Source organism: Micrococcus sp. TA1 (assembly GCF_014199555.1).
Lineage (GTDB): Bacteria > Actinomycetota > Actinomycetes > Actinomycetales > Micrococcaceae > Citricoccus.
In genome coordinates this window covers 481,965-502,292 of sequence record NZ_JACHNW010000002.1, presented here as the reverse complement: position 1 = coordinate 502,292, position 20,328 = coordinate 481,965, and the positions used below count along the sequence as shown (strand labels likewise).

The following is a 20,328-nucleotide window of genomic DNA, read 5'->3' as shown; positions in this document are numbered from 1 at the left end:
TTGGAGGCTGCACGATGCTGTTCCTGGCGCGCATGGACGTCACTTTTCCCGAGTCGATGACGGATGAGGTCAAGGCCGACTTCGTGGCCCAGGAGAAGGAGTACTCGGGCAACCTGCAGCGGCAGGGGAAGATGCAGTCCATCTGGCGGGTCGTCGGGGAGTACGCCAACTACTCCGTCTACGACGTGGCGGACAACGACGAGCTCCACGCCGTCCTGTCCGGTTTCCCGATGTACCCGTACATGAAGATCAAGGTCACCCCGCTGGCGAAGCACCCCAACTCCATCCGGTGAGCACGGGGCGGGGGACCGGCCCGGCGGCGAACTAGACTCGTCGACCGTGGCCAAACTCTACTTCCGCTACGGGGCGATGAACTCGGGCAAGTCCACCGGACTGCTCCAGGCCGCCTTCAACTACGAGGAACGGGGCCAGCGGGTCCTGTTGGCCAAGCCGCAGGTGGACTCTAAGGGAGACGACGAGATCGTGTCCCGGCTCGGCGTCACCCGGGCGGTCGACTTCCTGATCCCCCACGGGGCCGACCTGCTGGAACTCTTCCGTCGCCACGCCACCGGGGATGACCCGGCCGCGCTGATCGAGCACGTGGACGCCGTGGTCAAGCCGGTGGCCTGCCTGCTCGTGGACGAGGCGCAGTTCCTGGAGCCGGTGCAGGTGGACGACCTGCTGCGCATCGCCGTGCTGCAGGGTGTTCCCGTGATGGCCTACGGCATCCGGACCGACTTCCGTACCGACTCGTTCCCCGGCTCGGCGCGGCTCCTGGAACTGGCGCACTCCCTCGAGGAGCTCAAGACCATCTGCCGGTGCGGGCGCAAGGCCATCTTCAACACCCGCAAGGTCGTCGAGGTGGGCGGGGACGAGGCCGTGGAGCGGTTCATCTTCGAGGGCGACCAGGTGGCGATCGACGGCGTCGAGGTCACCTACGAGTCCCTGTGCGGCGTCTGCTACCTGGAGGAATCCGGCGGCAGGCTGGGGTAGGTTGCCCCTAGCCGCCGCCCGTGCCCTGACCGCACGGCGTGGCGCACCAGTCCACACCCGTCGGAGGACCAGGAGACCGAGCATGACCGTCGTGAAGATCAACGCCATCACCGTTCCCGAGGGCCAGGGGCCCGAGCTCGAGGCCCGGTTCGCCGCGCGCAAGCACGCCGTGGACCAGTCCCCCGGCTTCGAGGGATTCCAGCTCCTGCGCCCGGTGAAGGGGGAGTCGCGGTACTTCGTGATCACCCACTGGGCCACCGAGGAGGACTTCGAGGCCTGGCGGAGCGCCCGCAACAACGGTCATGACGACGGCGGACCGGCCCGGCAGCCCGTGGCCACGGGGGCGGAGCTGCTGGAGTTCGAGGTCGTCGACCTCGGCTGACCGGCCCGGACCGCGCTCAGGGGCGCGCCGCCACGGGCGCCGTCCCGAAGAGCCCGTCCAGGATGACCTGCAGCCCCCACTGGAACGCGTCCTCACCCAGGGGCGTCGCGGAGGCGGTGGGGTCCACGGCGGCCAGCCGGGCGGCCTCCTGGGCCGCCGCGATGGAGCCCAGGACGTGGTTCATGACCAGGTGCTGCGCCCACGCAGGGTGCGCGACGCCCGCCGATTCCAGCAGGGAGCGCAGGCGGTTCAGCGGCTTCAGCGCGTCCGGCTGCAACGACTGGGCCACCTGCACGACCTCGGCGCTGTCCGGCACGTTCACGAGCGCTGAGCGGATCCCCGTCGCCAGGCCGGCGACGCCGGCGCGTCCGGCGGCGTGATCCCGCCGCTCCGCCCTGCGGCCCCCCGCCGGAGAGGCGTCCTGCGGTGCCGACGGTCCCGGCCGGCCCGCGTCATCGGGGCCGGCGAGGCCATCGGGACCGTCGAGCCCGCTGAGCAGGCGGGCGGCCACGCCCACCAACAACTCCTGCTTGCTCTTCACGTGCCAGTAGAGCGCACCGACCTGGACGTCGAGTTCCCGGGCGAGCCTGCGCATGGACAGGTCCGCCAGGCCGAAGCGGGTGAGGATGGCCAGGGCCGTGTCCTCCACCTGGTCCCGGGTCAGCGTCATGCGCTCCAGTGTAGGGTCCGGCCCCCGCTCCGAGTCCGGTCCTGCGTCCGCGCCCCCGGCCGCACCCCGACTCGGTCCGGGCCAGCTCCGTCGCGCCCCTGGCCGTCGGACCGCGCCCCGTCATGATCTTGAACACCGTTCAGGACTGTGCTGTACTTCCGAGCACACAGACTTGAACGCCGTTCAAGGCCCCTGGGGCCTGCGGCCGAACCGGAAGGCCCCCCATGGTCCAGACCGCTCCCGAGACCACCGCCGACGCCCCCGCCGACACCCCTGAGGCGACCCAGCCCCCCGTCTCGACCCGCCCCGTGTCCGCCGACCCGTTCGCGATCGCCGCGGCCGTCGCCACGGGTCACCGGCTCACCGCGGAGGACGGGCTGGCGATCCTGTCCACCCCGGACACGGACACCCTCCGGCTCGTCACCGAGGCCGGGCGCCTGCGCCGGCGGCACTTCGGCAACACCGTCAAGGTGAACTACCTCGTCAACCTGAAGTCCGGACTGTGCCCGGAGGACTGCACCTACTGCTCCCAGCGCCTCGGCTCGACCGCGGAGATCCTCAAGTACAGCTGGCTGAAGCCGGAGGAGGCCGTCGAGCAGGCCAAGCTGGGCATCGGCGGCGGCGCCTCCCGCGTGTGCCTCGTCGCCAGCGGCCGCGGCCCGTCCAACCGGGACGTGGAGCGCGTGGCCACCATGACGGACCAGCTCAAGGCCGAACATCCCGAGGTCGAGGTCTGCGCCTGCCTGGGCCTGCTCAAGGACGGCCAGGCGGACCGCCTCCGCGAGGCCGGGGTGGACGCCTACAACCACAACCTCAACACGGCCGAGTCCAAGTACGCGGACATCTCCACCACCCACACCTACGCCGACCGCGTGGAGACGGTCGAGCGCGCCAAGGGTGCCGGGCTGTCGCCGTGCTCCGGGCTGATCGTGGGGATGGGGGAGTCGGACGAGCAGGTCGTCGAGGCCGTGCTGGCCCTGCGGGACCTGGACAGCGACTCCATCCCCGTGAACTTCCTGATGCCCTTCGAGGGCACCCCGCTGGCCGGGACGTGGGAGCTCACCCCGCTGCGCTGCCTGCGCATCCTCGCACTGGTCCGCCTGGCGGCCCCGGCCACGGAACTGCGCCTGGCCGGAGGCCGCGAGATGCACCTGCGCGGCCTGCAGGCCACCGCCCTGGAGGTCGCCAACTCCCTGTTCCTGGGCGACTACCTCACGAGTGAGGGCCAGACCGCCGAGCAGGACCTGGCCATGATCGCCGACTCCGGCTTCCGCGTCCTCGGCACCGGGGAGAGGCCCGGCGCGGAGGCGGCGACCGGGCAGGCCGCGCCCTGGGCGGCGGTCCCGACCCAGACCTCCTCCCCCCAGGACTCCACCCCGCAGGCCTCCCTCTCGCAGGCCGGGGCGTCAATTCCGGGGCCCTGCGGAGGTCCCGCCGGTGCCGGCGGCCCGGCGTCCTCGCCCTGCGGTTCGCACGCCGAGACCGGGCCGGGCTGCGGCTGCGGCCACCCCGCCGAGCAGGCGGCCGGCATGGAGGCGGCCGGCGTAGAACCCCGCATCCGTCGGCGCGGGGCCGGCACCGCCGAGGCGCCGAACGCATGACGAGTCCCACCCTCGACCAGGCCCGGCCCGGCACCGCCTCGTCCACCACTACCTCGTCGACCACCGTGTCGTCCGCCGCGCCCTCTCTGCTGCAGCGCGATGCCGGCCTGGTCTGGCATCCCTACGCCCCGGTGGACGCCGGTGCGCTCTACGCCGTCCGCGGGGCCGAGGGCGTGCGCCTGCGCCTGGAAGGACCCGACGGCGGCACCCACGAGGTCATCGACGGCATGTCCTCGTGGTGGGCCGCCGTGCACGGGTACCGCCACCCCGCACTGGACGCCGCGGCCCGCACGCAGCTCGACTCGTTCAGCCACGTCATGTTCGGCGGGCTCACCCACGAGCCCGCCGTGGCCCTGGCCGAACGGCTCGTGGACGCGGCCCCGGACGGACTGCGGCACGTCTTCCTGGCCGACTCCGGCTCGATCAGCGTCGAGGTCGCCCTGAAGCTGGCCCTGCAGGTCCAGGCCTCCCGCGGCGAGCGCCGTCGGCGTCGTTTCCTGGCCCTGCGCGGCGGGTACCACGGGGACACCTTCGCCACCATGGGCGTGTGTGATCCCGAGGACGGGATGCACGCCGAGTTCACGGGACTCGTCCCGCAACAGGTCTTCCTGCCCCGTCCCCCGGCCGCCCGCCTGGGGGTGGACGGCACCTGGTCGTACGACGACGGTGCCCTGGCCTCGTGGGAGGAGACGGCCCGGGAGATCGCGGCCGGACTCGCCCCGGAGCTGGCGGGCATCATCTGCGAGCCGGTGCTGCAGGGGGCCGGCGGGATGCACGCTTACCCGCCGGCCGCCGTCGGGATCCTCCGCCAGATCGCGGACGAGCACGGCCTGCTGCTGATCCTCGACGAGATCGCCACGGGCTTTGGCCGGACCGGCCGGTTCTTCGCCGCGGAATGGGCGAGCGAGGAGTCCCTGCCGCGTGGCGGGGGTGAGGTCGTCCCGGACATCCTCTGCGTGGGCAAGGCCCTGACCGGTGGGTACCTGACGCTGGCGGCCATGCTGTGCACCGCCGAGGTGGCCGCCGACCTCGGTTCCGGCCCGAACGGCGGCGCGCTGCTGCACGGGCCGACGTTCATGGGAAACCCGCTGGCCTGTGCGGTCGCCAACGCCTCCCTGGACGTGCTGACCGGCCCGGACGGGTCCCAGCCGTGGCGGGCCCAGGTGCACGCCCTGGACTCGGGGCTGCGGCAGGCGCTGGCCCCGGCCGGGGAACTGGCCTGCGTCCGGGACGTGCGGGTCCTCGGCGGGGTCGGCGTCGTCCAGTTGCGTGGCCCCGTGGACGTGACCGCCGTGACCCGTGAGGTCGTCGCCCGGGGCGCCTGGGTGCGGCCCTTCCGGGACCTGGTCTACGTCATGCCGCCCTACGTCTGCACCGCCGGGGACGTCCGGGCGCTGGGTGCGGCGATCGTTGAGGGGGTGGACCGTGTCCACGGTTGAGTCACAGCACGCCGCACGCACGGGTGCGACCGGTGCCGCGGCCGGTCCCTGGACGGACTGGGTCGAGACCCGCGCCCGCGTGCGGCGGACCCGCGACGGCGAACGCCACGACCACCCTCGGCCGCGGGGTGACATCGACCTGGCCTCCAACGACTACCTCGGCCTGTCCCGGGACGCCTCGGTGGCCCGCGCGGCCGCCCGGGCCGCGCACCGGTACGGCACCGGTGCCGGGGCCAGCCGCGTGGTCACCGGCACCCACGCGCTGCTGCCCGCCCTGGAGCGTGACCTCGCCCGCTACGCCGGCCGCCGGGAGGCCCTCGTCTTCTCCAGCGGCTACGCCGCGAACCAGGGGCTGCTCGGGGCCCTCGGCGGGCCCGGGACGCTGCTGGTCTCCGACGCCCACGCCCACGCCAGCCTGATCGACGGCGCCCGGCTCGCCAAGGCCGAGGTGCGCGTCGTCGGCCACGGGGACCTGGGGGCGGTCGAGGAGGCGCTGTTCGCCCACCGCACCACGGCCGGGACCGGTGCCCGGGCCGCCGTCGTGATGGAGTCCCTGTACTCCGTGCTGGGGGACACCGCGCCCCTGGCCGAGGCCGCGGCACTGTGCGCGAGGTACGGTGCCCTGCTCATCGTGGACGAGGCGCACACCCTGGCCGCCGTGCCGGGGGGTTCCGCCGTGCGCGCCGCGGGCCTGGCGGACACCGGGCACGTGATCGTGACCGCCACCCTGTCCAAGGCCCTCGGTGCCCAGGGCGGGGCGATCCTGCTCGGTGGTGACGACGCGGCACGGTGGCGCTCGCACCTGCTCAACACCGCGCGGACCTTCATCTTCGACACCGCCCTCGCCCCGCCGACCGCCGGCGCCGCCCGGCGTGCGCTCGCCCTGGCCGACGACCGACGTATCGGCCGGCTGGTCCGCAATGCGGCCCTGGCGCACCGGGTGCTGGCCGCCCACCCGGTCACCGCGAACCGGGTCGAGCGCGGGGAGGGGGCCGTCCACTCGGTGCGGATGGGCAGCCCCGCCGCCGCTGTGCGCACGGCCGAGGCGCTGCGCCGGAACGGCATCGCGGTCGGTTGCTTCCGCCCGCCCAGCGTCCCGGACGGGATCGCCCGGCTGCGGATCACCGTGCACGCCGACTTGGCACCGCGCCGCCTGGTGCGGGCCCTGGAGACGGTGGCCGCAGCGATCGGACGGGAGGACCCGTGAGCTGCCCCTACGCGTCCACCGCCACGGCGGCCCCGACCGGCACCGCCCCCACTGCGCGGGCGCCCCTGTCCGATCCGCTGGTCACGGTGTACCCGGAGCAGGTCCTCGCTCAGCACCGGTGCGTCGAGGACCCGGCGACCGTCCGGGAGATCCTCCGGCGCCCCGAGTACTTCGCTGCGGACAACGCCCTGACGACGGCCATGCCCCTGGCCCCGGCCACGCTCCGCCGGCTTGCCGCTCGGCGCTTCAGCCTCCCGCCTGTCCTGGCCAGCGCCTCCGGCGAGCCGCACCGCGAGGTGCGCCGCATCGTCGCTCGCTTCTTCAGCCCCGCCAAGGTCGCAGCCCAGTCGGAGCCCATCCGGGCGCTGGTGCAACGGGCCTGCGACGGGCTCCGGGCCGAGCTCGACGCCGGAGGTACCGTAGACCTCGCCGCCGACCTGGCCGCCGTGGTCCCACCGAGGATCATGGCCGCTCTCACCGGCGTGGCCACCCCGCCGCCGGCGGACCTGAAGCGCTGGAGCCGGGACTCGCTCGAATTGTTCTGGGGCTGGCCCGATGCCGAGCGGCAACTGGACCTGTCGGACAGCGCGATCGACTTCCACGCCTGGCTGCGGGACGAGGTCGATCGCTCCACCGCGACCGTAGGGTCCGGGGCGGGCCCCGGCCCGGGAGCGCCCGGGCCGAACCTGTTCGCGGCACTGCACGCGGGAGGCGTCGACCGCGAGAGGATCCGATCGCTTGGCTACTTCCTGGTCATCGCCGGGCAGGAGACCACCGCGATGCTCGCCCAGACCGTGCTGGTCACGGCGCTGGCCGAGGGCCGCTGGGCACAGTGCGCGGATCCCGACGGCGGCGCCGCGGCCAGCCGGGAGGTGGTCCGCCGCTCTCTGGCGAGAGCCTCTTCCGTGCCGACCTGGCGGCGGCTGGTCGTGAAGGACACGCAGGTGGGTCCTGAGCGCTTCGCCGCTGGCGAGCACCTCGTGCTGCGGTTGTCCGGTGGGGCGCTGGGCGAGACGGGAGATCCTTCCCTGGCCTTCGGGTTCGGGGTGCACCGGTGCCTGGGCGCCGGGCTGGCCGAGCTGGAGGCGGCGCTCATCCTCGAGGAGGCCGCCCGCGCCCTCCCGGGGCTGAAGCTCGCCGTCGAACCGGAATGGGAGCACCTGCTCTCCTTCCAGGCCCCGCGGACGGTCCCGGTCCGGTCCGCCGCCGTCGGGGTCGACCCGTGAGCGCGGCGGTCCTGTGCGTCACCGGCACGGACACGGACGTCGGCAAGACCGTGGCCACGGCATGCCTGGTCGCCGCGGCGCTGGCGCGGGGCGACCGGGTGGCCGTGTACAAGCCGGCGCAGACGGGTGTCGGCCCGGTCGGGGCCGGGGACGTCGAGACCGTGGCGCGGCTGCTGGGGCACCCGGACCGGCTGACCGTGGCGGAGGGCGTGAGGCTGGGCCCGGCGATGGCACCGGTGGACGCCGCGCTCGAGGCCGGGGGAGAGGCCGCGGTGGAGGCGCTGCCGGGACTGGACTGGCACCTGGAGCGCATCGAGGCACTGGCCCTCGACCAGGACATCGTCCTGGTCGAGGGCGCCGGGGGACTGCTCGTGGATCTGACCCCTGGCGGGGCGACCATTGCCGACATCGCCCTCGGTGCGGGTGCGCCACTGGCCGTGATCACGCGCCCCGACCTGGGGACGCTGAACCACACCGGGTTGACGCTCGAGGCCGCCGCGCGCCGGGGCGTGCGGCCGGGGACGCTGATCGTGGGCAGCTGGCCAGTGGAACCGACCGCGGTGCACCGCGCCAACCTGGGCCGGTTGCGCGCCACGGCCCGGGACCACGGTTATGCCTGGGGTGGAGCGCTGCCGGAGGGCCTGTCCTCCGCCCCGGAGCAGGCCGTCTCCCGGGCGGCCACCGCGCTGGCCGCGGCGCTCGCCGGGGTGCTGCCGGTGAGGCTGCCGCCGCGTCCGGGCCGTTGACCGCACCGTCGTACCGTCCCTCGGGGGAACCGGCCGTTGCCGGCACGACGAAAGCACGACGAAAGAGGGGCCCTACCGCGATCGGCAGGGCCCCTCCGGCGCTGACGTCAGGTCAGTGCCGCTCGGTTCACTTCAGCAGTGCGCGGGCGGCCCGGGTCCACGCGGCGGTGACGTCCTCGGCGAACCGGATCTGGGTGACGGCGGCGTCCTGGACCCACTGGACCTGGGCGGCGTCGACCATCTGGCGCTGCGCGGCGAACACGCTGCGGGCGGCCTGGGCGTAGTTGTCCACGACGAGGCGGCTGCCGGACTTGGAGGAGTCCATCATCGCCGAGTTGACCTCGTGCACCCGCACGGAGTTCTCCTGGAAGCTCTTGGCGGCCTCCTGGGTCATCTTGGCGACGTGCTCGGAGTTCTCCTGGAGGCGCTTGGTGGTCTCCTCGGCCATCTTGGCGGCCTTGGCGTAGTTGTCGACGACGACGCGGCTGTTGGCCTTGGCCGACTCCATCATCTCGGTGTTGAACGCCTTGACGCGCTCGGAGTTCTCCTCGAAGCGCTTGGCGGCGTCCTCGACCATCCGGGTGAGGCGCTCGGAGTTCTCCTCGAAGCGTTCGAGGGTCTCCTCCAGCATGGTGGTGGTGGTCTGGGTGGCCTGGTCGGCGGTGGCCTGGGCCTGGTCGGCGGTGGCCTGGGCCTGGTCGGCGGTGGTGGTTGCAGCCATGGTGTCTCCTCGCGTTGATGTCCCTGGCAGCGGTGGTGCCTGCCGGTTAACAAAGTTAGCAACGTACTGCTAACTTTTTCAAGCCCGCGGGCCGCCGACCGTGTCCACCCCGGGGCTCGCCCCCGGGCCCCTACAGGGAGACGAGCAACAGCGTCCCGCCGAAGACCAGGCCGGAGGCGATCAGCACCACCGTGGTGTACCCCAGGATGTCCCGCATCTTCAGCCCGGCGATCGCCAGCAGTGGAATGGCCCAGAACGGCTGGACCATGTTGGTCCACTGGTCGCCGTAGGACACCGCCATGACCGTGATCGCCGGGTCCACCCCGAGTTCGGCACCGGCCGAGAGCATGATCGGGCCCTGCACCGCGAACTGCCCCCCGCCCGAGGGGACGAAGAAGTTCACCAGGCCCGCGGACAGGAAGGCCAGCAGCCCGAAGGTGACCGGGGTGGAGATCGCCACGAAGGCGTCCGAGAACACCTGGATCAGTCCGGAACCGGTCATCATGCCCAGGATGCCCGCGTAGAGGGGGAACTGCAGCAGGATCTCGCCCACGTTGGAGGCGGCGTTCTTCGTCAGGGCGATCAGCTCGAAGGGGTTGCGCACCAGGAGCAGGATCAGGGCCAGGAAGGACCAGTTCACGGTGTCGAGGGTCAGCGTGCCGCCCTGGGCGAAGTGCAGGACCAGGTAGGCCGTGAGCATCAGGCCCAGCAGCAGGGTCACCACCCGGCTGGCGTCCAGCCGGTCGGCCGGGGTGACGATCTCCTCCTGGCCGTCGTCGGCCTGCTCCCGGGCGTCGATCTCCAGCTCCTTGATCCTGTCCCCGGGGCGCGGGGCCACCAGGAACAGGGCCAGGCCCACCACCAGGATGGTCGCGACGGCGGCGATCATGTTCCACGAGGAGAAGACGGTCTCGGTGATCGGCAGCGTCTCCCCGCCCAGCGGTTCGATGAGGAACGAGCCCTCCGTCGCGGCCGTCAGGGGACCGGAGGCCGAGTAGCCCATGTGCCAGACCACGAACCCGGCGAAGCCCGAGGCCACCAGCATGGGGAAGTGCAGCTTCATCCCGCGCTCGCGGCCCTGGTAGGCGACCTCCCGGGCGAGCAGCCCGCCGACCACCAGCCCCAGGCCCCACGTGATGAGGCTGGCGACGGCGGCCACCACGAAGACGAAGACGTACGCCATCAACGGCGAGCTCGGGATGCTCCCCAGGAAGGCGAGCAGCCGGCGGACCGGTCCCGTGTTGGCCAGGATGTGTCCGAGGAGCAGGATCAGCGCCATCTGCGTGATGAACGACAGCAGCCCGGCCAGGCCGTCACCCCAGTACAGGATCAGGTCGGCCGGCCCGGTGTCGGTGAGGATCAGGGCCAGGATCGCGACGATGAACGTCAGGGCGATCGAGAACACGAGGGCGGAGGGGATGAACCGCTCCACCACGTTGTTGATGGGGCGCATGGCCCGGGACAGGGGCGTCCCCTCCTTGCGGGGGCGGGTCTCGGTGCTACCGGGCGCGCTGGACATGATGCGGTCTCCTCATCTGCCGCCGTATCCCGGCGGCGGGCAGGTGGGGCGTGCAGGGGATCCTGCAGCCTCGAGCGTGACGCCTCTCACGGTATGGAGGGACCATGCCCCGGTCAATCCGCCCCTCCCCGGTCACCCAGGATCGCCCGCCCATGCGCCCTTCCGTCACCCGGCGCGGCCCGTCAGGATTCAGGCATGGAGACGTTCACCGCCCTCGAGGACGAGATCGTGGTCCACCTGCCCGCCGGGCGGGTCTGGGAGCTGCTCACGGACTGGGCGGCCGCGCCCGTCTGGCTGCCCGGAGTGGACGAGATGCACGTCAACGGACCGGTGGGCCCGGGCCAGGAGCTCACCTACGTGGCCGGCGGGCACGAACGCCAGTACACCCTGTCCACGTTCGACCCGGGCCACGGCCTGACCATGGTCAACGGCACGGACGACTCGGACCTGCGCGTGGAGTACGGCTACCTGTTGCTCCCGGACGGTGACTGGACCCGGGTGCAGCTGCGGGTGGCCGTCCGCTCCGTCCAGGACCTGCACGACGAGGCCGAGGACCTGGCCACCGCGCTCGCCGACGCCGAGGCCGCCCAGCTGGAGGAGTTCCGCGCCTACGCGGAGAAGGCCCCCTAGTCCGGCGGCGGTCCCACGGTGCCGCGCAGCGTGACGGTACGTGGCCGTCGTCGGGAGGGCCCCGGTGACGGCTGGTAAACTCCCGATGTAAGGCCCTCAGGTGATGTACCACACGGTCGAGTCCCGGGATGACCCCGTCGGACCGCTCGCCGGGGGCGTTTTCCATGTCGAGGGCCGGGCGGGAACTCCCTCCGGCCTGCTCAGGAGAGATGCACTCATGCCAGCAATCGCGATCGTCGGCGCCCAGTGGGGCGACGAAGGCAAGGGCAAGGCCACCGATCTGCTCGGCGGCCGGGTCGACTACGTGGTCAAGCCCAACGGCGGCAACAACGCCGGGCACACCGTGGTCGTGGGCGGCGAGAAGTTCGAGCTGAAGCTGCTTCCGGCCGGCATCCTGTCCCCGAACGCCGTGCCCGTGATCGGCAACGGCGTGGTGGTGAACCTCGAGGCACTGTTCGAGGAGATCGACGGCCTCGAGTCCCGGGGCCAGCGCTGTGACCACCTGCGCATCTCCGCCAATGCCCACCTGGTGGCCCCGTACCACCAGACCATGGACAAGGTCACCGAGCGCTTCCTCGGCAAGCGCGCCATCGGCACCACCGGCCGCGGCATCGGCCCCACCTACATGGACAAGGTCGGGCGCCTGGGCATCCGCGTCCAGGACGTGTTCGACGAGTCGATCCTGCGGCAGAAGATCGAGGGCGCCCTGCGGCAGAAGAACGAGCTGCTGGTCAAGCTCTACAACCGCCGGGCCATCACGGTGGACGAGATCGCCGAGTACTTCCTGTCCTTCGCCGAGCGGTTGCGCCCGATGGTCGTGGACTCGACGATCCTGCTCAACGACGCCCTGGACGAGGGCAAGGTCGTGCTCATGGAGGGCGGCCAGGCCACCTACCTGGACGTGGACCACGGCACCTACCCGTTCGTCACCAGCTCCAACCCGACGGCGGGCGGGGCCTCCGTGGGCGCCGGCATCGGCCCCACGCGCTTCACCCGCACCATCGGGATCGTCAAGGCCTACACCACCCGCGTGGGCTCCGGACCGTTCCCCACCGAGCTGTTCGACGAGGACGGCATGGGCACCCGGTTGCGCACCGTGGGCGGAGAGTTCGGCGTGAACACCGGCCGGCCCCGCCGCACCGGCTGGTACGACGCCGTCATGGCCCGCCACGCCACCCGGATCAACGGCTTCACCGACTACTTCGTGACCAAGCTGGACGTGCTCACCGGCATCGAGCAGATCCCGGTGTGCGTGGCCTATGAGGTGGACGGGGTGCGGCACGACGACATGCCGATGACCCAGACCGAGTTCCACCACGCCCAGCCGGTCTACGAGTACTTCGACGGCTGGACCGAGGACATCTCCGGCGCCCGCACGATGGAGGACCTGCCGGCCAACGCGCGTGACTACGTCCTGGCCCTGGAGAAGATGTCCGGCACCCGGATCTCCGCGATCGGCGTGGGCCCCGGCCGCGACCAGGTGGTTCAGGTCCGCGACCTCATCGAGGACTGACCCCCGGGGTCAGCCCCGTCCCGGGTCCGCAGACTGCCGCCCGGTGTCCTGCCAGAAGGCATGCACCCGGTCGTTCCAGGCCCCCGGGACCTCCTGGAACGGCTGGTGCGCCTCGCCGGCCATCACCTCGAACAGGGCCCCGGGGATCTCCGCCGCGACCGCCCGGCCCAGGTCCGGGCGGGTCAGCGCGTCCGCACCCCCGGCCAGCACGAGCGTCGGGACGGAGATCCCGCCCAGCCGGCCCCGCGCGTCATGGGCGAGGCAGGCGTCGGCGAACGCGCGGAAGTCCTCGGTGCCCTGTGGGTGGGGGAACACCATGACCTCGTCGATGAAGCGGGCCACCGTCCCGTCGTTGTGGGCCCTGGGGGTGTACACCCAGGTGAAGAAGCCCTCCAGGAATTCCCGCGGGCCCGGAGCCAGCTCGGCCTGCCAGTGAAGGGCCCGGAACTGGGTCCGCATGTACTCGTCGGCGGTGGCGAAGGTGCTCTGCAGCACCAGGCTGCGCACCCGGTGGGGGTGCCGCAGTGCCAGCTCCTGGGCGATGAGGCTCCCGCCGGAGAACCCGGCCACGTGGGCCGAGTCGATGTCCAGTGAACTCAACACCGCGGCCGCATCGTCGGCGATCGCCGCGAGGGTCAGTTCTCCGGGCGGCCTCGCCGTCCGCCCGGCACCGCGGTTGTCGAACGCGGTGATCCGGTAGCGGTCCGCCAGCCCGTCCAGCTGGAACTGCCACGACTCCACCGTGTCCCCGAGCCCGCCGATCAGCAGCACGTCGGGCCCGTCACCGACCTGCTCGGTCCAGACCCGCACATCGCGCGCCTGCACATGCCGTCCCATGACGACCTCCCGGGTCCGTGGCTTCGCCGTCACGTCCGTAAGGTACTCGCCACGGGGCGGGAAGACACGGATTCCGGTGCGGCCGCGCTCAGGACCTCCGCGACGAAGCCGTCCGGACGGACGAGCACGGCGGTCCCGTCGGGCAGCCCCTGCTCCGGTGCCGCCCGGAACGCGTACACCGGCAGCTCCGGCGCCTCCGGTTCCCCGTCACCCCCCTCCGGGGCCGCGCGGGAAGGCCGTCCTCCCGACGCCGGCCGGGCCACGCCGGCGGCCTTGTCCCGGTGCCGTTCGGCCAGCTCGCGGGCGCCCCGCACGGCGGCCGGTCCGTAGACGTGCACCTGCCACACCGGACGGTTGAGGGCCTCGTGGTTGTCCCCGCGCCCGTCGCCGCCGGGCACCGGACCGGCGTGGCCGGCGTCGGGCACCCAGGGCAGGCGACGGCCCAGCACCCGCCCGCGCCGCTGCCCCGGAGCGGGCCTGCCACCCGGCCCCGTCCAGTAGTGGATCCTGACCTGGGAGAGGTAGCCGAAGAACCTGCCGCCCGCTGGTGACCGGGGTATCAGGCGCAGCACCACGGGCAGCACCACCGGGACCACCACCGAGCGCACGATCCTGGCCACCGGACTCAGGGAGGTCACCGCCGCGAACACCCGGTCGGTGGTGCGCGTCAGGGTCAGCGCCACGGGCCGGCGTTCGGCCTCGTAGCGGTCCAGCGCCGTCTCGTCCGCACGGCCGGCGATGACGTCGGCGAGCAGGCACACCAGGTTCTGTGCGTCCTGCAGGCCGGTGTTCATCCCCTGGGCCCCCACGGGGGAGTGGATGTGGGCGGCGTCGCCGGCCAGGAACACGGCGCCGGTGCGGAAGGCGGCGGCCACCCGGTGGTGCACCCGGTACCGGCTGGCCCACGCGGTGTCCGCGTAGGTGATGCCGAACCTGCCGGACAGGATGGACCGGGCCCGGGCCTCGATCGCGCGGGGGCCGGCGTCGGGCGCCTCCGAACCGGCCCCGGGCGCGCGCAGGATGCCCAGCAGTCGGGCACGGCGCCGTCCCTGCCCGTCCCGGCCCATCGGGAAGCAGAGCGCGAAGTGCTCCGCCGAGAAGTGGACCTCGATGCCGTCACCGGTGCCTTGCACGCCGAGCGCGTCCAGCACGTAGAACTCGAACGGGCTGGTGGTCCCCTCGAAGTCCGTCCCCAGCGCGTGCCGGACGGGGGAGGAGGCACCGTCGGCGCCGATGACGTACCGGGCACGGACCCTCACCGGACCGGTGGAGGAGTCGAGATCGACCACGGCCCGGCCCTCCGGCGTCGTGTCCAGGGACCGGAAGGAGTACCCCCAGGCGACCGGTCGCCCCAGTGCGGCCAGGTGCCCGGCGAGGATCCGTTCGTTCGCGCTCTGCTCGAGGATGTGCAGTCCCGGGAACGGCGTGATCCGGTGGCCGACCTGGTCCAGGTGCACGGTGCCGAGCAGCCTGCGGCCGATGCCGGGACTGATGTCACGGGCCGGGACGGCCGCCCGCTCCACGGCGTCCGCCAGCCCGAGCTGCCGGTACACCTCCAGCGAGCGGGACTGCAGGCCCAGGGCGCGGGACTCGCGGGTCGGCCCGGCCTTGGCGTCCACGACGACGGCCCGCAGCCCGAGCCGGGCGCACCAGGCCCCCGCCATCAGCCCGGTGGGCCCGGCGCCCACGACGAGCACGTCCGTGGCCACGGCGCGCAGGGGCGGGGAGACGCGCGGGGAGGATGCGGGGGGACCCGGGGTGCCGGCAGCAGGCATGACCTCAGGGTAGGGCGGGGCCCGTCACCGTTCCATGGGCGGGGGGCGCCAGCCCCGCAGGGTGCTCCTCCGGCCCCGGCGGGACCCGCTGCGGGCCCGGACCTTCCGTGCCGGCCCGGGCACTGGCACGATGGCCGCATGCATCGTCGCGTCGAGGTCCACGGGGCCGTGTCACCGGAGGTGGCATGGACGCGGTACGAGCGGTTCGACGCCTGGCCGGGGTGGGCGCCGCACATCCGCCGGGTCGAGGCGGACGGCGAGGTGATCCACCCCGGGGCCCGGGGGACCGTCCACGGGCCCGCGGGCCTGAGGGTGCCCTTCCGGATCGATTCCGTCGACCCGGCGCGGTGCACCTGGTCCTGGACCGTGTGGGTGCCGGGCAGCCGGCTCATCCTGTTTCACGACCTGGCGGCCGAGGGCACCGGGACCCGGGCCGGCGTCGACCTGGACGGGCCTGCGGCGCTGGTGGCGCCCTACGCGCCGTTCACGCGATGGCCCCTGCGCCGGTTGGTGCGGCCGGCCGGGGACTAGGGTGGGAGGACACCGCCGGAGAAGTCGAGGAGCACGGGCCCATGAGGATCAGCGTCGGACAATTCCGCCCCACCGGAGTGGCCGCAGAGAACGTCGCCACCATGGAACGGCTGGCCCGCCAGGCCCGGGATGACGGGGCCGGGCTCATCCTGTTCCCCGAGGAGTCCATGTTCACGGTCCGGCACGTGGCCGGCTCGTTCGCCGAGGCCGTCGACGCCGGTTGGTCCAGCTTCGTGCGCGACCTCACCCGGATCGCCGCGGACCTGCAGATCGCCATCGTCGCCGGCGGGTACGAGCCCTCGGGCACCGACCGTCCGTTCAACACCCTCATCGCGGTGGACGCCACCGGCAGGATCGTGGACACCTACCGCAAGATGCACCTCTACGACGCCTTCAAGCACAAGGAGTCCGACCGGATCACCCCGGGCGTGCGGGACCTGTCCGTCGTGGAGATCGGCGGTCTGCGTTTCGGCATGATGACCTGCTACGACCTGCGCTTCCCCGAGGTGGCCCGGGCCCTGGCCGTGGGCGGGGCCGACGTGCTGCTGGTGCCGGCCGCCTGGTTCGCGGGCGACCACAAGGTCGATCACTGGCAGACCCTGCTCAAGGCCCGCGCGGTGGAGAACACCGTCTGGGTGGTGGCCGCCGACACCCGCAGCGACACCACCATCGGGCACTCGGCGATCGTGGACCCGCTGGCCATCCCCGTGGCGTCCCTGGCCGAGGAGGGTGAGGCGATCGCCACCGCCGACGTCACCCGGGAGCGCATCGACGAGGTCCGGTCCTTCCTGCCCGTGCTGGCCAACCGCCGGACCGACATCCTCGGCTGACGGTCCGCGGACCCGTCCGCAGGGTCCGCCACGACGGCGCCTTCCGGGATGAGTCATCATGGAGCCATGCCGCCCAGTCGTCCCACCGCCGGTCGGGGCCCGATCACGCTCCTGGCGTTCGGCCACTCGTTCGTCGACATCTACCAGGGTGCCGTCGCCGCCCTGGTGCCGTTCTTCGTGGCGGAACGCGAGTACTCCTACGCGGCCGCCTCGGCCATCGTCCTCGCCGCGTCCCTGCTCTCCTCGGTGGTCCAGCCCCTGTTCGGGGTGCTGGTCGACAAGCGTCCGATGCGCTGGCTCCTGCCGGTCTCGACCCTGACGGCGGGGGCGGGCATCGCGCTGGTGGGCGTGAGCGACAACTACCCGGTCACCCTGATCGTGGTCGCCGTCTCCGGGATCGGCGTGGCCGCGTACCACCCTCCGGCCGCGCAGGTGGCGCGGGCCGCCAGCGGGGGCACCCACTCGCGGATGGGCTGGTTCTCCCTGGGCGGCAACGTCGGCTTCGCCGCGGCACCCCTGCTCGTGGCCGGCGTCATCGCGATCGGCGGCCTCGGGGCGTCCCCGCTGCTGGTGGTCCCGGCGCTCGCGGGCGTGGTCCTGTGCCTTGCGGCGCTGCGCGGGATCCCCGCACCGGTCGCGCCGGGCCGGGGCCAGGCCGGGGCCGGGCCGGAGAACGACTGGGGGTCGTTCCTCCGGCTGACCGGGGCCATCGTCTGCCGCTCGATCGTGTTCATCGGCCTGTCCGCCTTCATCTCGCTCTACGCGGCCGAGCGCGGCGACGGCACCCCGTTCGCCGGGACCCTCGCCCTCTTCCTGCTCTACCTGGGCGGTGCGTTCGGCACCGTCATCGGCGGTCACCTCGCCAACCGCTGGGCGCGCGTGCGGATCGTGCGCTGGTCCTACGCCCTCACCGTTCTCGCCGTGGCCGGGACGGTCCTCGTGCCGGGGCCGGCCATGTACGCCTTCATCGTGTTGACCTCTGCGGGCCTCTACGTGCCCTTCTCCCTGCACATCACGCTGGGACAGGACTACCTCCCGCGGCGCACCGGCACGGCGAGCGGGGTGACCCTCGGGCTCACGGTCAGCGTCGGCGGCATCGCCGCTCCGTTCATCGGCGCCCTGGCGGATGCCACCACCCTGCAGACCGCGCTGATGCCACTGATCGTGCTGCCCGCCGTCGGCTGGCTCTTCCTGCGCACGCTCCGCGAGCCGAGACCTCCCCACCCCGTTCCCGCCCCGGAGGAGGCGGCCGTCTGAGGCGGACGCGACCGACCACACCGGTCCCAGCAACCTCCCAGCTGGTGCCCGGCCCATTCCCACGTCCGCTTCCTAGGCTGGAGCCACCTCATCAAGGTGCGAGTGATGACAGAGGGCCCCGGGCCCGGCAGAATGCGTTCCCCTCACGCAGCCGGACTACCCGGGGCCCTGCCATGCCCTGAGGCGCCGCCGGCGAGATTCAGTGGTGCTCGTCCAGTACGGGCAGGTCGGACACCAGCTTGAGGTGGGCGACCATCGCGCGCTCCGCCTCGTCGGGCCTGCCGTCCCGGATGGCCTCGAAGATCTGGACGTGGCCGGCCAGGGACCTCTCGGGCCTCCCGGACTGGCTCAGCGACTCGAGCCTCGTCTCGCGGATCTGGTCGGCGAGCTGTTGCATCATGCGGGCCAGCAGGTTCGAGCGCGCGGCCCGGGTGACGGCCTCGTGGAACATCTCGTCCCCGGACAGTCCCCGGTCCCCGCTGTCGATGTCCCGGCGCATGCGGTCGATGGAGGCCGCGATCCGCTCCACGTCCTCGTCCGTCCGCCGCTCGGCGGCCAGGGCCGCGAGCCGTGGCTCGATCGCCAGCCGGGCATCCACGATGTCCGGCAGGCGGGCCTCGTGCTCCTGGACGTCGTGCAGGATCTCCGCGGTTGTCGGCCGGACCAGGAGGGTGGCCCCGGAGCCGTGGTGGACGCCGATGACGCCGAGGACCTCCAGGGCCACCAGGGCCTGCGCCACGGTGGCCCGGGAGACGCCCAGCTGCTCCGCGAGGTCTCGCTCCGGGGGCAACCGGCTTCCGGCCTCCATGCCGGAGTCGAGGACATGGGCGACGATCCGTTCGACGACCTGCTGGTACAGGCGGGGCCTGTCACTGCGGTCGATGCGGGACGGTCCGGTCATGGAACACCTCTCAGGCAGGCCCGTACGGGGGTCGGGTGGCGGGGCGTGCTGTGCCCTCATCGTATTCAGTGGTTGACATAGTGGCACAGTGTCCTATTGGCTAGTCCACTGTGAGCGGTATCACAGTACCTCTCGTCGAACTTCCGGACCATCCACCGAAGGACCAGTCATGGGCCCAGAAATGCTATCCATCCTCATCCTGGTGGCGATGTTCATCATCGCCACGGTTCTCCCGGTCAACATGGGCGCCCTCGCCTTCGTGGGCGCGTTCGTCCTGGGATTCATCATCCTGGGGATGGAGACCAGTGACATCCTGGCCTCGTTCCCGGGCGGGCTGTTCCTCACCATCGTCGGGGTCACCTACCTGTTCGCGATCGCCCAGAAGAACGGCACCGTGGACGTGCTCGTCAATGCCGCGGTCCGGGTGGTGGGCAGCAAGGTGGCCCTCATCCCGTGGATCATGTTCGGCATCACCGCCGTGATCACCGCGGTCGGCGCGCTGTCTCCCGCGGCCGTGGCCATCATCGCCCCGGTCGCCCTGAACTTCGCCAACAAGTACCGGATCTCCCCGCTGATGATGGGCATGATGGTGATCCACGGTGCCCAGGGCGGCGGATTCTCACCGATCGCGGTGTACGGCGTCACCGTCAACGGCATCGTGGACGCGGCCGGCCTGGAGGTCAGCCCCCTGGCCGTCTTCCTGTCGAGCCTGATCTTCAACTTCCTCATCGCCGTGGTCCTCTTCCTCGCGCTGGGCGGCCGGGGGCTGCTGTCATCCCGCGCGGAGGACTTCGTCGAGCGCGCCGCCGAGGCCCGGTTGTCCCGCAGTGCGATGGTCAAGGCGAACGCGGAGAACCGGGACGTCGACTTCAAGGGCTTCGGCTCCGGCATGTACGGCCCGTCCGATCCGGCGGGTTCCACCGCGGCGCCGACCGTGGAGAAGGTGCGGATCAGCTTCCCGCAGGTCGCCACCCTCGTGGGCCTGGCGGTCCTGGCCGTGGTCGCCCTCGGCTTCGGGATCGACGTCGGATTCGTCGCCATCACCGTCGCCGTCCTGTTGGCGCTCATCTCGCCCCAGGCCCAGAAGGGCGCGGTCAACAAGATCGACTGGTCGACGGTCCTGCTGCTGGGCGGCATGCTCACCTTCGTGGGCGTGCTGCAGGAGGCCGGCACCATCGAGTACGTCTCCAACGCCGTCGGGAGCCTGGGCGTCCCGCTGCTCGCGGCCCTGCTGATCTGCTACATCGGCGCCGTCGTCTCCGCGTTCGCCTCCTCCACCGCCATCCTGGCGGCCCTGATCCCGCTGGCCGTGCCGTTCCTGCAGGCCGGGGAGATCGGTGCCACCGGACTGATCTGCGCACTGGCCGTGGCCTCCACGATCGTGGACGTCTCCCCGTTCTCCACGAACGGTGCGCTCGTGCTGGCCAATGCCCCGGAGGACGTGGACCGGGAGGCGTTCTACAAGAAGATCCTGGTCTACGCGGCGATCGTCGTGGTGGTGGGCCCCCTGCTCGCCTGGGCGGCCATGGTGCTGCCGGGATGGCTGTGAG

General features: G+C 72.4%; 20 protein-coding genes. 14 read left to right on the top strand and 6 right to left on the bottom strand.

All coding sequences use genetic code 11. The features are described from left to right. Window positions 1–14 precede the first annotated feature (14 nt). The 3 genes from catC to GGQ69_RS13585 all read left to right on the top strand — a co-directional run bounded on the left by catC (window position 15) and on the right by GGQ69_RS13585 (window position 1,375). Entirely contained in the window at window positions 15–293 is a 279-nt protein-coding gene (gene catC / locus GGQ69_RS13595) for a muconolactone Delta-isomerase (protein WP_183529394.1), read from the top strand. 46 nt (window positions 294–339) lie between these two features. Further along, on the top strand, window positions 340–993 hold the full coding sequence (locus tag GGQ69_RS13590; RefSeq protein ID WP_183529392.1) for a thymidine kinase: 654 nt from the start codon (window positions 340–342) through the stop codon (window positions 991–993). Window positions 994–1,075: 82 nt separating this feature from the next. Further along, window positions 1,076–1,375 (top strand): antibiotic biosynthesis monooxygenase, encoded by a 300-nt coding sequence (locus GGQ69_RS13585; RefSeq protein WP_183529390.1) that lies wholly within the window; start codon window positions 1,076–1,078, stop codon window positions 1,373–1,375. A gap of 16 nt (window positions 1,376–1,391) precedes the next feature. Here the strand turns inward: GGQ69_RS13585 and GGQ69_RS13580 are convergent, their stop codons facing one another. Beyond that, window positions 1,392–2,045, bottom strand: coding sequence for a TetR/AcrR family transcriptional regulator (locus tag GGQ69_RS13580; protein ID WP_183529388.1), 654 nt, complete (start codon window positions 2,043–2,045; stop codon window positions 1,392–1,394). A 308-nt stretch (window positions 2,046–2,353) separates the two neighbouring features. Between GGQ69_RS13580 and bioB the strand changes: the two genes are divergently transcribed. From bioB to bioD, 5 genes are read left to right on the top strand one after another with little or no spacing between them, the layout of a single operon-like run. Further along, on the top strand, window positions 2,354–3,646 hold the full coding sequence (gene bioB / locus GGQ69_RS13575) for a biotin synthase BioB (RefSeq protein ID WP_183529533.1): 1,293 nt from the start codon (window positions 2,354–2,356) through the stop codon (window positions 3,644–3,646). Beyond that, on the top strand, window positions 3,643–5,085 hold the full coding sequence (bioA, locus tag GGQ69_RS13570) for an adenosylmethionine--8-amino-7-oxononanoate transaminase (RefSeq protein ID WP_183529386.1): 1,443 nt from the start codon (window positions 3,643–3,645) through the stop codon (window positions 5,083–5,085). The genes bioB and bioA overlap by 4 nt, the downstream gene beginning before the upstream one ends. Beyond that, the gene (locus tag GGQ69_RS13565) at window positions 5,072–6,292 is read left to right on the top strand and encodes an aminotransferase class I/II-fold pyridoxal phosphate-dependent enzyme (protein WP_183529384.1); all 1,221 of its coding nucleotides are present in this window, start codon (window positions 5,072–5,074) and stop codon (window positions 6,290–6,292) included. The genes bioA and GGQ69_RS13565 overlap by 14 nt, the downstream gene beginning before the upstream one ends. Further along, a complete protein-coding gene (locus tag GGQ69_RS13560) occupies window positions 6,289–7,518 on the top strand; it encodes a cytochrome P450 (protein ID WP_183529382.1) in 1,230 nt (409 codons plus the stop codon). The genes GGQ69_RS13565 and GGQ69_RS13560 overlap by 4 nt, the downstream gene beginning before the upstream one ends. Continuing rightward, window positions 7,515–8,264, top strand: coding sequence for a dethiobiotin synthase (gene bioD, locus GGQ69_RS13555; RefSeq protein WP_183529381.1), 750 nt, complete (start codon window positions 7,515–7,517; stop codon window positions 8,262–8,264). The genes GGQ69_RS13560 and bioD overlap by 4 nt, the downstream gene beginning before the upstream one ends. A gap of 127 nt (window positions 8,265–8,391) precedes the next feature. On the opposite strand, the gene GGQ69_RS13550 is transcribed toward bioD, so the two are convergent. Then, complete coding sequence (locus tag GGQ69_RS13550; RefSeq protein ID WP_183529379.1) at window positions 8,392–8,985, bottom strand: hypothetical protein; 594 nt, start codon at window positions 8,983–8,985, stop codon at window positions 8,392–8,394. Window positions 8,986–9,115: 130 nt separating this feature from the next. Next, window positions 9,116–10,438: a short-chain fatty acid transporter gene (locus tag GGQ69_RS13545; RefSeq protein WP_183529532.1), complete on the bottom strand. Its 1,323-nt coding sequence runs from the start codon at window positions 10,436–10,438 to the stop codon at window positions 9,116–9,118. 261 nt (window positions 10,439–10,699) lie between these two features. On the opposite strand from GGQ69_RS13545, the gene GGQ69_RS13540 reads away from it, so the two are divergent. Both GGQ69_RS13540 and GGQ69_RS13535 read left to right on the top strand, forming a co-directional pair. Then, a complete protein-coding gene (locus GGQ69_RS13540) occupies window positions 10,700–11,134 on the top strand; it encodes an SRPBCC family protein (RefSeq protein ID WP_183529377.1) in 435 nt (144 codons plus the stop codon). Window positions 11,135–11,351: 217 nt separating this feature from the next. Beyond that, window positions 11,352–12,647, top strand: a complete 1,296-nt coding sequence (locus GGQ69_RS13535) for an adenylosuccinate synthase (protein WP_183529375.1) — start codon at window positions 11,352–11,354, stop codon at window positions 12,645–12,647. 9 nt (window positions 12,648–12,656) lie between these two features. Here the strand turns inward: GGQ69_RS13535 and GGQ69_RS13530 are convergent, their stop codons facing one another. Together GGQ69_RS13530 and GGQ69_RS13525 are read right to left on the bottom strand one after the other, a co-directional pair. After that, window positions 12,657–13,517, bottom strand: coding sequence for an alpha/beta fold hydrolase (locus GGQ69_RS13530; protein WP_370577190.1), 861 nt, complete (start codon window positions 13,515–13,517; stop codon window positions 12,657–12,659). Continuing rightward, window positions 13,514–15,259: an FAD-dependent monooxygenase gene (locus tag GGQ69_RS13525; protein ID WP_183529373.1), complete on the bottom strand. Its 1,746-nt coding sequence runs from the start codon at window positions 15,257–15,259 to the stop codon at window positions 13,514–13,516. The genes GGQ69_RS13530 and GGQ69_RS13525 overlap by 4 nt, the downstream gene beginning before the upstream one ends. 138 nt (window positions 15,260–15,397) lie before the next feature. Here GGQ69_RS13525 and GGQ69_RS13520 point away from each other — a divergent pair, with 138 nt between their 5' ends. The 3 genes from GGQ69_RS13520 (at window position 15,398) to GGQ69_RS13510 (ending at window position 17,877) form a co-directional block, all read left to right on the top strand. Next, complete coding sequence (locus tag GGQ69_RS13520; protein WP_183529371.1) at window positions 15,398–15,790, top strand: SRPBCC family protein; 393 nt, start codon at window positions 15,398–15,400, stop codon at window positions 15,788–15,790. 41 nt (window positions 15,791–15,831) lie between these two features. After that, window positions 15,832–16,620, top strand: a complete 789-nt coding sequence (locus tag GGQ69_RS13515; RefSeq protein WP_183529369.1) for a carbon-nitrogen hydrolase family protein — start codon at window positions 15,832–15,834, stop codon at window positions 16,618–16,620. Between the two features lie 66 nt (window positions 16,621–16,686). Further along, a complete protein-coding gene (locus GGQ69_RS13510; protein WP_183529367.1) occupies window positions 16,687–17,877 on the top strand; it encodes an MFS transporter in 1,191 nt (396 codons plus the stop codon). Window positions 17,878–18,076: 199 nt separating this feature from the next. Here GGQ69_RS13510 and GGQ69_RS13505 read toward each other — a convergent pair whose 3' ends face one another. Further along, window positions 18,077–18,778: a FadR/GntR family transcriptional regulator gene (locus GGQ69_RS13505; RefSeq protein ID WP_183529365.1), complete on the bottom strand. Its 702-nt coding sequence runs from the start codon at window positions 18,776–18,778 to the stop codon at window positions 18,077–18,079. Between the two features lie 169 nt (window positions 18,779–18,947). On the opposite strand from GGQ69_RS13505, the gene GGQ69_RS13500 reads away from it, so the two are divergent. Continuing rightward, the gene (locus GGQ69_RS13500; protein ID WP_183529363.1) at window positions 18,948–20,327 is read left to right on the top strand and encodes an SLC13 family permease; all 1,380 of its coding nucleotides are present in this window, start codon (window positions 18,948–18,950) and stop codon (window positions 20,325–20,327) included. Window position 20,328 lies beyond the last annotated feature (1 nt).

Excerpts from the sequence above, each read along its gene's own strand:
- GGQ69_RS13550 (WP_183529379.1), bottom strand. The coding sequence starts at position 8,985 with ATGGCTGCAACCACCACCGCCGACCAGGCCCAGGCCACCGCCGACCAG.
- GGQ69_RS13545 (WP_183529532.1), bottom strand. The coding sequence starts at position 10,438 with ATGCGCCCCATCAACAACGTGGTGGAGCGGTTCATCCCCTCCGCCCTC.
- GGQ69_RS13535 (WP_183529375.1), top strand. The coding sequence starts at position 11,352 with ATGCCAGCAATCGCGATCGTCGGCGCCCAGTGGGGCGACGAAGGCAAG.
- GGQ69_RS13520 (WP_183529371.1), top strand. The coding sequence starts at position 15,398 with ATGCATCGTCGCGTCGAGGTCCACGGGGCCGTGTCACCGGAGGTGGCA.
- catC (WP_183529394.1), top strand. The coding sequence starts at position 15 with ATGCTGTTCCTGGCGCGCATGGACGTCACTTTTCCCGAGTCGATGACG.
- GGQ69_RS13505 (WP_183529365.1), bottom strand. The coding sequence starts at position 18,778 with ATGACCGGACCGTCCCGCATCGACCGCAGTGACAGGCCCCGCCTGTAC.
- GGQ69_RS13515 (WP_183529369.1), top strand. The coding sequence starts at position 15,832 with ATGAGGATCAGCGTCGGACAATTCCGCCCCACCGGAGTGGCCGCAGAG.
- GGQ69_RS13510 (WP_183529367.1), top strand. The coding sequence starts at position 16,687 with ATGCCGCCCAGTCGTCCCACCGCCGGTCGGGGCCCGATCACGCTCCTG.
- bioA (WP_183529386.1), top strand. The coding sequence starts at position 3,643 with ATGACGAGTCCCACCCTCGACCAGGCCCGGCCCGGCACCGCCTCGTCC.
- GGQ69_RS13500 (WP_183529363.1), top strand. The coding sequence starts at position 18,948 with ATGGGCCCAGAAATGCTATCCATCCTCATCCTGGTGGCGATGTTCATC.
- GGQ69_RS13540 (WP_183529377.1), top strand. The coding sequence starts at position 10,700 with ATGGAGACGTTCACCGCCCTCGAGGACGAGATCGTGGTCCACCTGCCC.
- GGQ69_RS13580 (WP_183529388.1), bottom strand. The coding sequence starts at position 2,045 with ATGACGCTGACCCGGGACCAGGTGGAGGACACGGCCCTGGCCATCCTC.
- GGQ69_RS13585 (WP_183529390.1), top strand. The coding sequence starts at position 1,076 with ATGACCGTCGTGAAGATCAACGCCATCACCGTTCCCGAGGGCCAGGGG.
- GGQ69_RS13525 (WP_183529373.1), bottom strand. The coding sequence starts at position 15,259 with ATGCCTGCTGCCGGCACCCCGGGTCCCCCCGCATCCTCCCCGCGCGTC.